The organism is Flavobacterium labens, assembly GCF_048286755.1.
Taxonomy (GTDB): domain Bacteria; phylum Bacteroidota; class Bacteroidia; order Flavobacteriales; family Flavobacteriaceae; genus Flavobacterium.
In genome coordinates, this window is the sequence record NZ_JBLVPL010000001.1 from 1,497,548 (window position 1) to 1,508,378 (window position 10,831).

Consider the following 10,831-nt stretch of genomic DNA (forward strand, 5'->3'; position numbering starts at 1 on the left):
CTATAAAAATGAAGAAAAAAGCAGGGTCTACCGATATGACTGCTATGTGTGATGTCGCTTTTCTTTTGTTGTCGTTCTTTGTAATGACAGCAACGGCTAAGATACCGGAAGCATTGCCAGTAGATACGCCTGCGTCAACGGTTCAATCTAAGTTGCCAGAAGATAATTTAGCTACTATAACTATTGGTAAAGGAAAAGTTTTCTACGACCTGAAAGGGAGAGAGGTTAGAAAAAGAGCTCTTGAGTTGATGGGACAAAAATATGGTGTTGAATTTACAGAAAGTGAATCTGAAACTTTTGGTTTAATGGAAGGTATTGGAGTTCCAATTTCAGGACTTAAACAATTGATTGCTATGAAAACTGCTGACAGAAGTAAGCCTGGTGTACAATCAGGGGTTCCTAAGGATTCACTAGATAATCAATTGAAAGAATGGATTTACAATTCTCGTATTGCAAATATTGATGTAAATGATAAAGAATTGCAAATTGCCATAAAAGGTGATGCGAAAGAAGAATATCCTGCTATCAAACAAGTAATGGATGTTTTACAAGATCAAAAAATCAATAGCTTTAACCTAGTTACTGGTTTAAGAGCAACAGATAAATAACTAAAAAAAATACACTAAAATGGCTGAATTAAATACTGGCGACGGTGGAGGCAAAAAAGGTGGAAAAGTAAGAAGTAAAAAATCAAATTCAAAAGTAGATTTAACTGCTATGGTGGATTTGGCATTCTTATTGATTACATTCTTTATGCTTACAACTACGTTGTCTAAACCGCAATCGATGCCTTTGGGTTTGCCAGATAAAGAAGATGATAAGACTAAGGATAAGCCAATCAAAGTTGACGAAAACCGCACACTAACGGTTTTATTAGGAGACAATGATAAAATGGTATATTATATGGGTTTATTAGCAACTCCAATTGCTGGTCCTAAAGATATTTCTTATGGTAAAGAAGGAATTCGTAAGGAATTATTGAAAAGAAAAAAATCAGTAGTTGAATACACTGGGAACAAAGACAAAGGTTTAATTGTAATTATCAAACCAAGTAAAAAATCAAATTATCGTAATTTAGTAGATATACTTGATGAGATGGCAATTGTAGGAGTACCTTCTAATGCAATTGTTAATGATTTTTCTCCAGAAGAACTAAAATTGTTAGAAAGTAAATAATATTCATATTTACTCTATAACCTAATAATTAAGAAAAATGAAATTAGATATATTCACAAACCAATGGCTTGATATTGTATTCGAAGGTCGTAATAAGGCTTATGGCGCTTACGAACTAAGAAAATCAAATAACAAGACTACTGTTAGAGCGCTTATCTTTGGTGCAATTATTTTTGCTATAGCAGTTAGTATGCCACTTATTTTAGGGTTATTGCCTGATTCTTCTGATGGTGATGATACTTTAGATACTAAAATTGTTAGTATCAAATTACCTCCTAAAAAAGAAGAAGTAAAAAAAGATGTTCCTCCACCACCTCCACCACCGCCAAAAGTAGATCAGGTAAAATTTGTTAAGCCTGTTGTTGCTAAAGCGGAAGAGGTAACCGAAGAACCACCTAAAACTGTCGAAATAAAAGATAAGAAATTAGGTGCAGAAACTATTAAAGGAGATCCTGATGCTGTCTTAACTGTTGAACCAGTAGGTACAGGAACTGCAGCTGTTGTAGAAGAGGTTGATAACCAAATTTATAACACTGCTGGTATTGAAGTTAAACCTGATTTTCCAGGTGGTATTGACAAGTTTTATAAATTTGTTGGTAATAACTATCAAACTCCAGAAGAAGAAGGATTAAAAGGTAAAGTTTATGTTACTTTTGTAGTTGAAAAAGATGGTTCATTAACTGATATCAAAGTAATTAGAGATATTGGTTACGGTACTGGAAAAGAGGCTATCCGTGTTTTGAAAAAATGTCCTAAATGGACTCCAGGTGAGCAAAATGGTAAAAAAGTTAGAGTACTTTATTCGCTTCCTATTACTATTCAATCTGCAGAATAATGTTAAATAACATACTTAATAATATTAAGAAGAAATCGCTTAAAGAGCGATTTCTTCTTGTTTTAGGAATTTTGTTTTTTCTAGTTTATCTTGTTTTAGGTTTATTTATTATCTTTATGAAGAATTTTCCTTTATCAATGACACCTACTTATAGAATAGCTTTTGGTGTTTTGCTTATTGTTTATGCCTCCTTTAGATTCTTCCGAATTATTAATGATAATAATAACTAGATCATGAAAAATCATTCTAAACTTTCTCTTTTTATTTTGTTTTTAGTAGCAGTATTGGTTTTTGCATGTAATCAAATATCAGATAAAAATGCTAAGGAAACTATTCTAAAAGGTTCGACGATCATTTATGTAGACGAAACCTTAGCACCTATTGTTGAAGATCAAGTTTCAGTATTTGAAAATGAATACGAAGCCAAAGTAACGCTTGTCGCTAAATCTGAATCTGAGACAGTCAACTCTTTATTTAAAGAAAAAGCAGCTATTGCTATTTTATCTAGAAATTTGTCTGCCGAAGAATTGAAGATTTTCAAACAAAGAAAAATTAATCCTAAAATAACTGTTTTTGCTACCGATGCTATAGCTTTTATAGGAAACAAAAGCAATAAAGATACGCTGGTTGCGTTACAAGATGTTATTAGTTTCATGCAAGGCAAGCCTGTTGCATCAATCAAAGGGTTGGTTTTTGATAATCTAAACTCAAGTACTGTTCGATATATGAATTCATTGGCAGGTATAAATGCTATTCCTGAAAATGGTGTTTTCTCATTTAAATCTAATGATGAAGTTATAAAGTATGTCTCAGAAAATGATGGTATGATTGGAGTAGTTGGTGTTAATTGGCTTTCACAACCTTTGCCAGCAATGCAAAAATACGTTGATAACGTTACCTCTTTAGGTGTTAAAGGTCTTAAAAGTGATAACTATTATATCCCATCGCAAAATAATATTGCAGAAGGAAAATACCCTTTGGCACGCGATTTGTATATAATCAATTGTCAAGGTTTTTCAGGTTTAGGAATGGGCTTTGCCTCATTTGTTGCTGGAGATGTCGGACAAAGAATAATTTTAAAATCTGGATTGCTACCGGTTCGTATTCCAACAAGAAAGTTTACAATAATTGGTAAAGACCAAAATGATAAAAAATAAATTAACTACAATTAAAATGAATAAATTTAAATTTTTTAGTGTTGCATTGTTGGCTTCCGCTTTTGCGAGTCAAGCACAAGATATTAATCAGGCAAAAAAGGCTGTCGATGCAGAGCAATTTGAAAGTGCTAAATCGATATTAAAATCGATTATCAAAGCAAAACCAAGTAATGGTGCAGCTTTCTTTACTTTAGGGAATGTATATCTTACTCAAAGTGTTGAGGATTCTGCTAAAATTTATTTTCAAAATGGATTAAATACATCTGAAGGGGCTAAATTAAATTATATTGGTTTAGGTCAAATGGATTTAGATAAAAATGATGTGACTGGAGCACAAGCTAAATTTGCTTTGGCTACTAAGGACATTAAAAAGAAAGACGTACAAGAGTATGTTTATATAGCAAGAGCTTACATGAATGTTGCGAAACCAGATTATAAAAGTGCAATTGCTATCTTGAACCGTGCTGTGATAAACAATCCTCAAGATGCTCAATTACAACTAGCATTAGGAGACGCTTATTATGGTGATGGTAAACAAAATGAAGCTTATGTAGCGTATAGAAGTGCTTTTCAAGCAGATAATACTTTACTAAGAGCTAAAATGCAATTGGGTGTTTTGTTGAAAGGCGCTAAATCGTATGACGAAGCTTTGAAAGCTTACAATGAAGTTATCGCTATAAACCCTAATTATGGTCCTGTTTATAGAGAACTAGCTGAAACATATTATAAAATTGCACGTAACAAACCGTCTCAAGCTGCTGCAAACTATAAAACTGCGATAGGATATTACGATAAATACATGTCTTTGACAGATTATTCTATTCACTCAAGAATGCGTCGTGCTGACTTCCTTATCTTGGTAGAAGATTATGCCGCTCTAGAAGTTGAAGCTAATAAAATGATTGAATTAGATAAAGTTAATCCAAGAATCTATCGTTATTTAGGATATGCTGCTTATAAAAATGGAAATGTTGATGTTGCTATTAAGTCATTGGAAAGTTTCATCACTGCTCCAGGAAATAAAGCCATTGCTTTAGATTATTTATATTTAGGTCTAACAAAAATTAAAAAAGGAACTAGTGCTGATGGATTGTCAATTGATGCAGCTGCTTTTAATGCTGGATTAGTAGATATTAAAAAGGCTGTTGAAATGGAACCTTTGGCAGTTCAAGATTTAAGTGAAGTTGGTAAAAAATTATTTACCCAAAAACTATATAAAGAAGCTGCTTCTATTTTTGAATTTGGTTCTAATATTGCAGATTCTAAAACATATCTTGATGATAATGTTTATTATGGTTTAGCAAATTATTATGCTAATAATGGTAAAGATGTAAAACCAGATGTTATAGCTTTGCAAAAAGCAGATGCTGCTTTCGAAAGAGTATTAGTAGCATCTCCTGCATATCATGAAGCATATCTTTACAGAGCTAGAACGAATAGATTGCTTGAAAAAGATGATGTTATGACTAAGAATTATGAGGATTATGTTGCTAAAGTTACAGCTTTAGGTGCAGAAGAAACAGCTAAACCTGCTGTTAAAGCTAAAATTATTGAGTCATACAATAATATTGCTGCTAATTATGCTAATACTGATAAAGCGAAAGCAATGGATTATTTCAGAAAAACATTAGCTCTTGATCCTGCTAATGCTTACGCAACTGAATCAATGAAAACATTGAAATAAGATACTTGTTTCTTCATATTATAAACCGATAGTTTTTTAACTATCGGTTTTTTGTTTTTAATAGTATTTGAAATTTTAAAATAATAGGGTTGAATTCTGTTTGTAAAATCATTGCAAGCAATTAAATAGCAACCGTGAATTTTGGTTCTTCAAAGTTTATTGTTTTAGTTTCTGTTTTCAAATTATCTCATTTTCAAATTAACTATCTTTGCATTTTAAAATTAAATAATGTTATCAAAAGAAATACAATTAGAAGTTAATAAAGGTGCTATGCTACCATTAATGGAAGAATTCTATACTATTCAAGGGGAAGGATTTCATACAGGAACTGCTGCATACTTTATCAGAATTGGTGGATGTGATGTGGGTTGCCATTGGTGTGATGTTAAAGAAAGCTGGAACGCTGAATTGCATCCTCCAACAGGTATTGATTTAATTGTTTCTAACGCAAGTAAATATTCAGAGACTGTTGTTGTTACTGGGGGGGAGCCTTTAATGTGGGATATGACTTTGCTGACGCAAAAGCTAAAAGAGAATAATAGAAAAGTTCATATTGAAACTTCGGGTGCATATCCGCTTACCGGAACTTGGGATTGGATTTGTCTGTCTCCAAAGAAAAATAAATTACCGACAAAAACTGTTTATGATAATGCACACGAGTTGAAAGTTATCATTTATAATAAACATGATTTTATTTTTGCTGAAGAGCAAGCTGAAAAAGTAAATAGTAATGCTATTTTATTTCTACAGCCAGAATGGAGCAAAAAAGAAGAAATGACTCCACTTATAGTAGATTATGTGATGAATAATCCAAAATGGCGTGTTTCTTTACAAACACATAAATATTTGAATATTCCTTAAAATTTAAAAATCCCAAATGCAAACTGTATTTGGGATTTTTATAGTTGGAGAAAATAGTTTAAACGTTCAATCACCAACCTTTTTGTTTTTTCAATTCCGTGATATGCGCTAAGTGGTGGTTTCCATGCCAAGCATAAGTTCCTATTATTTCCTTAATTTTAAATTTCTTGTTATTTTCAGGATGTATAAATGTTTTTTCTAAATCTTCGTTAGATAAACTATTCATTAAATACGCCAAACGATAGTGCAATCCATCCAGAAAGGAAAGGGTCGGCTGAACGGGCATAGTTAAATTATCATGTAATTCAGCCCAACGATCTTCATGATAGAATTTTATTGTTGGATTTTCCTCTGTCAGCGCCCATTTTATTCTAATGAAACAATTCATGTGACTATCGGCACAATGATGAATTACTTGACGGATAGTCCAACCATCTTGGCGATATGCTGTTTCAAGTTGTTCTTCGGTTATTTGAAGTACTTCTTTTTTCAATCGTTCAGGGAAACTGGCGATTTCTGCTATTTTATTATTTATATATTCTCCTGAATAGATTTCTGGTGCGATAAATTTTCCAATAGGATAACGTAAATGTTCTAATGTTGAGTTTTCCATATTATAAATGTGTTTTAAATCGAAAGCTTCGCTAAATAGTCATAATGTTCCCCTTCAAGAATTAACTCGCTTTGTAATCCATTGGCGAAAGCCGCATTTTGTAGCGTGTTATAATCTAAATACAGCCAAGGGAATTTGTCTTCTTTTTCGTTTTTATAGCGTATTGTAAAAGTCAATTCGCCATAGTAACCATTACTTGGAATCCATTTCCCGCCATCTTCATCATTATCAAACATGTAAATGATATCCGAAGAATCAATTAAAACTTGTCCGTTTGGATTTAGCAAGCTTTTTAGTTTCTGTAAAAATTTAGTGGTATCTTTTAGTGTTCCAAAAATACCGGTTCCATTCATTAATAATAAAATGGTATCAAATTTATTTTCAGGATTATCAGAGTCCATTTCAAGAATATTTTGAACTTGAGCATTTTTTAATCCTCTTAGGTTACAGGCTTCAATTGCATTTTGAGAAATATCAATTGAACGAACATCAAAATTTCTTTCGTTTTGTAAATACAAACTATGGCTTCCAGCGCCACAACCTACATCCAAAATTTTTCCTTTCGCAAGTTGCAAGGCTTTTTGCTCCAGTTTTGGCATTTCATTATAAGTACGAAATAGATATTCAACACTCATTTCATCTTCTTCAGAAATAGAGGTTTCTGTGATTAAATCTTCCGGGGAATTATTAGTTTGAAAATCAAGTATGGCTTTGCCAAAAAGGTCTTTCATTATAGTTGATGTGTTAATTTGGTAATTTGTTGATTTGTTTTAAGTAATTTCGCGGAATGTTTTGTCGAATAACCGAAAAAACAAACCTACGAATGGACAATATTTTAAACAATCTTCCTAAAGAAGCCAAAGATAAGCATATCGAAAACAAAAAGTATTTCGATAAGCTGAAAAAGAAGACGCCAAAGAATCTGGATTATGTGATGCAGGACTTGCATGATGCTGAATTTAAGAAAACGGATTGTCTAAAATGTGCCAATTGTTGTAAAACGACAGGGCCATTATTTACGGATGCGGATATTGAGCGTGTTTCAAAATATCTTAGACAAAAACCACAACAGTTTATTGAGCAATATCTTCGCATCGATGAAGATAGGGATTATGTTTTGCAAAGCGTTCCATGTACTTTTCTGGATAATGAAAATGCATGCATGATTTATGATGTTCGTCCAAAAGCGTGCAGAGAATTTCCACATACAGATAGAAAAAAGTTTCAACAGATTACTGATTTAACATTGAAAAACGTGGCAATTTGTCCGGCTGCTTTTAATATTGTCGAGGAAATGAAGAAGAAATTGCCGCTTTTATAGTCATAAAGTCAAAAGTCTTAAAGTCATAAAGAGAATAGTTTGAAAGTTAAATGCTATTTTGAAGGTACTTTAGGACTTTTGACTTTAAAACATTAGACTAGTATATCAAATATTTCGATCTCTTTTTCTGGAACTCAATTAATCCTTTCTTCCAGCTTTGTCTGATTTTTTCTTCCGAAGTTCCTGCTTCAATTTGCTGTTGCAGTTTTTTAGTTCCTGCTAATTTTGTAAAAAAAGGATTGAAAAATTTTGATTTGTCCTTTGTGGTTTGATACGCCTTAATTATCCATTTTAATTCCAGTTGATTCAGTCTTGAATATGTTGATAAATCTTCGCCATAACAAAGTACTCCATTATAAACAGGATTTTGTGCGCCAAAATTTGGTTTAGGAATAAAACTAAAATCACTTTTTGGTAAATAAGGAGAACCATAAATCTGAAATTGTTTTTCAGTTCCCCTTCCCACACTTACATTCGTACCTTCAAAAAGGCATAAACTTGCATAAAGATTCACTGATTGATCATTCGGAAGATTCGGCGAAGGCTTTTCAGGTAAACTATAATTCATTTTTCGGTTGTAATTAATGCAGGGAATAACAGTCAATTTACATTGTACTTCATTCTTTAACCACTTCTCGCCATTTATCATTTGTGCATATTCTCCAATTGTCATTCCGTGAAGCAAAGGAATTGGATGCATACCCACAAAACTGGTAAATTCCTTTTCAAGAATTGGCCCGTCTACAATACGTCCGTTCGGATTTGGTCGGTCAAGAATTAAAAGCGGAATGTTATTTTCGGCACAGGCTTCCATTATATAATGTAGCGAAGAAATATAAGTGTAAAATCGAGCGCCCACATCTTGCAAATCAAAAACCATAATGTCAATTCCGGCTAATTGTTCTTGTTTCGGTTTTTTGTTGTCGCCATAAAGCGAAATAATTGACAGTCCTGTTTTGGAATCTTTTCCATCAATGATATGTTCGCCCGCATCAGCAGTTCCGCGAAAACCATGTTCTGGGGCAAATATTTTTTGGATAGCAATATTTTTTTCTAAAAGAAAGTCGACCAAATGTGTTTTGTTAGAGAGAATGCCGGTTTGATTGGTTACAATCCCAATTTTCTGATTCTTTAATAATGGTAAATAGTTGTTGTAATTATCTGCTCCAGTTTTTATGTCTGTTTTTGGTTTGTCTTTAACTATTTCTAAATCTGATTTTGCATTTATCCTTGCGTCTGTCTTTCTGGCTGAACAGGAAGTCGGAATGATTGTTAAGAATATAAAACTAATCAATATTTTAAAAAATGAGTTCATATATAGGTTCAAATAAAATTAAGGTCAATTAGTGTAATTCGTGTTTTAGCTGTATTTTTGGCTTTAGCAACGCAAACTGGCGTAGCAAATCCAAATTAGAAAAGCAATCAAATTGAATTTAGAATATTTCATCGCCAAACGACTTATAACTGCTAAAGATTATAAAAGTAGCATATCTGCACCAATTATAAAAATTGCAATCTCGGCAATTGCCATTGGTATGATTATGATGATTGTTTCGGTGGCGACAGGAATAGGACTGCAGCAAAAAATCCGAGAAAAAGTATCGGCTTTCAATGGGCATGTCATTATTTCTAATTATGATAACAATCAATCCGAGGTCACCCTGACACCTATTTCTAAAAAACAAGATTTTTATCCAAAATTCACTTCGGTTCCCGCAGTTGAGCACATCCAAGCGATAGCCAGTAAAGCTGGAATTATTAGAACTGAAACTGCTTTCGAAGGAATTATTTTCAAAGGAGTTGGAAACGATTATAAATGGGATAATATAAAGGAATACATTATAGAAGGAAGAATTCCAAATGTCAAAGGGGATTTAAACGAAGAAGTTGTGATTTCTCAGTTTATTGCAAACAGACTGAATTTAAAAGTGGGTGATGGATTCAATACTTTCTTCATGAAAGAGAAAGGGTATAACCTAAGGAATTTTGATGTTGTTGGAATTTTCAATTCGGGCTTTCAAGAATTTGACGCTACTTATATAATAGGAGACATCCGCCACATGCAGCGCATCAATAAATGGGCTCCAGACCAAATCGGAGCTTTCGAAGTTTTTGTAGATGATTTTAATACTATAGAATCTACAGGAGAACAGGTTTATGCGCAAACAGCATCAACATTAGATTCCAAAACTATAATAGAAAAATACAGTTATATATTCGAATGGCTTCAACTATTCGATTTCAACATTATCGTTATATTAGTAGTCATGATTCTTGTCGCCACAATCAATATGGTAGTAGCGCTATTAGTACTTATCTTGGAGCGAACACAAATGATAGGGATTTTAAAAGCGTTGGGAGCTAATAACTGGTCAGTCCGAAAAATATTTCTGTACAATGCCTTCTATCTTATAGTAAGAGGGCTGTTCTGGGGAAATCTAATTGGTATCTCATTATTATTAATCCAACAACAATTCGGGATAATTCAACTTCCTCCTGAGAATTATTACGTCAATCAAGCGCCAGTATACTTAAATTGGGGATATATACTTTTATTAAATCTGCTTACAGTGACCGTTTGTTTCTTAGTATTATTAATTCCTTCCTACATAATAACTAAAATTTCACCGGTAAAAGCCATACGTTTCGATTAGAATATTATTTTGGGCGTTCCCCATCATATAAAGAGAGGCAACTATTCATTACTTATAGTTGCCTCTCTTTATATAATGAGTCGAGCTATCCGCTACAAGTCCTCGTCTGGTTGGGTTTGAGACTCAACCAGACTGTGGGCTTTCCACTGCTATCCCTAACGCTGCCCTGTTTACTTTATCGCATTGATGACTGTATGATAAATTCATATTAAGATCAACAGGATAAATTTTTGTTACTTTATATATAAGAGCGACTAAAAAAAGGGAAGTTGTCATCGTATAAAGTCATTTCACTGATTCATGCGATTTTTTGGTTAGTGGGCAGAGAGCTGGAGCTTTTTTTAGGAGTAAGATGGACAAAGCGGCTGTAAAAAAGGGAATAAAGGTAAAGTGCAATAAGGTTGTATAGGTAAAGAAAGGTGTGATCAGGTTGTCTATAGGTAATATGATTCACAGTTTTCTGGGGATAAAGCCACCCTTTGCTTTGGATAGGGTGTTGTAGCGGAAAAAACTTTTACTTTCAAAATTCA

General features: G+C 33.0%; 11 protein-coding genes. 8 read left to right on the top strand and 3 right to left on the bottom strand.

Annotated elements, in window-relative coordinates; genetic code table 11:
• Positions 1–8 precede the first annotated feature (8 nt).
• The 6 genes from ACNQF8_RS06515 to ACNQF8_RS06540 all read left to right on the top strand — a co-directional run bounded on the left by ACNQF8_RS06515 (position 9) and on the right by ACNQF8_RS06540 (position 5,713).
• Entirely contained in the window at positions 9–608 is a 600-nt protein-coding gene (locus ACNQF8_RS06515; protein WP_417951261.1) for an ExbD/TolR family protein, read from the top strand.
• Between the two features lie 19 nt (positions 609–627).
• A complete protein-coding gene (locus ACNQF8_RS06520) occupies positions 628–1,176 on the top strand; it encodes an ExbD/TolR family protein (protein ID WP_417951262.1) in 549 nt (182 codons plus the stop codon).
• Between the two features lie 37 nt (positions 1,177–1,213).
• Positions 1,214–2,011, top strand: a complete 798-nt coding sequence (locus ACNQF8_RS06525) for an energy transducer TonB (RefSeq protein ID WP_417951263.1) — start codon at positions 1,214–1,216, stop codon at positions 2,009–2,011.
• 233 nt (positions 2,012–2,244) lie between these two features.
• Complete coding sequence (locus ACNQF8_RS06530; RefSeq protein WP_417951264.1) at positions 2,245–3,168, top strand: PstS family phosphate ABC transporter substrate-binding protein; 924 nt, start codon at positions 2,245–2,247, stop codon at positions 3,166–3,168.
• A 16-nt stretch (positions 3,169–3,184) separates the two neighbouring features.
• Positions 3,185–4,852, top strand: a complete 1,668-nt coding sequence (locus ACNQF8_RS06535; protein WP_417951265.1) for a tetratricopeptide repeat protein — start codon at positions 3,185–3,187, stop codon at positions 4,850–4,852.
• A 228-nt stretch (positions 4,853–5,080) separates the two neighbouring features.
• Positions 5,081–5,713, top strand: a complete 633-nt coding sequence (locus ACNQF8_RS06540) for a 7-carboxy-7-deazaguanine synthase QueE (RefSeq protein WP_417951266.1) — start codon at positions 5,081–5,083, stop codon at positions 5,711–5,713.
• Between the two features lie 70 nt (positions 5,714–5,783).
• Here the strand turns inward: ACNQF8_RS06540 and ACNQF8_RS06545 are convergent, their stop codons facing one another.
• A complete protein-coding gene (locus ACNQF8_RS06545) occupies positions 5,784–6,326 on the bottom strand; it encodes a YfiT family bacillithiol transferase (RefSeq protein WP_417951267.1) in 543 nt (180 codons plus the stop codon).
• 14 nt (positions 6,327–6,340) lie between these two features.
• Positions 6,341–7,057, bottom strand: coding sequence for a class I SAM-dependent methyltransferase (locus tag ACNQF8_RS06550; RefSeq protein WP_417951268.1), 717 nt, complete (start codon positions 7,055–7,057; stop codon positions 6,341–6,343).
• A 92-nt stretch (positions 7,058–7,149) separates the two neighbouring features.
• Here ACNQF8_RS06550 and ACNQF8_RS06555 point away from each other — a divergent pair, with 92 nt between their 5' ends.
• Positions 7,150–7,647 carry a YkgJ family cysteine cluster protein gene (locus tag ACNQF8_RS06555; protein WP_417951269.1) on the top strand — a complete coding sequence of 166 codons (498 nt, stop codon included), beginning with the start codon at positions 7,150–7,152 and terminating at the stop codon, positions 7,645–7,647.
• Positions 7,648–7,744: 97 nt separating this feature from the next.
• On the opposite strand, the gene ACNQF8_RS06560 is transcribed toward ACNQF8_RS06555, so the two are convergent.
• Positions 7,745–8,962, bottom strand: a complete 1,218-nt coding sequence (locus ACNQF8_RS06560) for an exo-beta-N-acetylmuramidase NamZ family protein (RefSeq protein ID WP_417951270.1) — start codon at positions 8,960–8,962, stop codon at positions 7,745–7,747.
• A gap of 112 nt (positions 8,963–9,074) precedes the next feature.
• On the opposite strand from ACNQF8_RS06560, the gene ACNQF8_RS06565 reads away from it, so the two are divergent.
• On the top strand, positions 9,075–10,301 hold the full coding sequence (locus tag ACNQF8_RS06565) for an ABC transporter permease (RefSeq protein ID WP_417951271.1): 1,227 nt from the start codon (positions 9,075–9,077) through the stop codon (positions 10,299–10,301).
• Positions 10,302–10,831 lie beyond the last annotated feature (530 nt).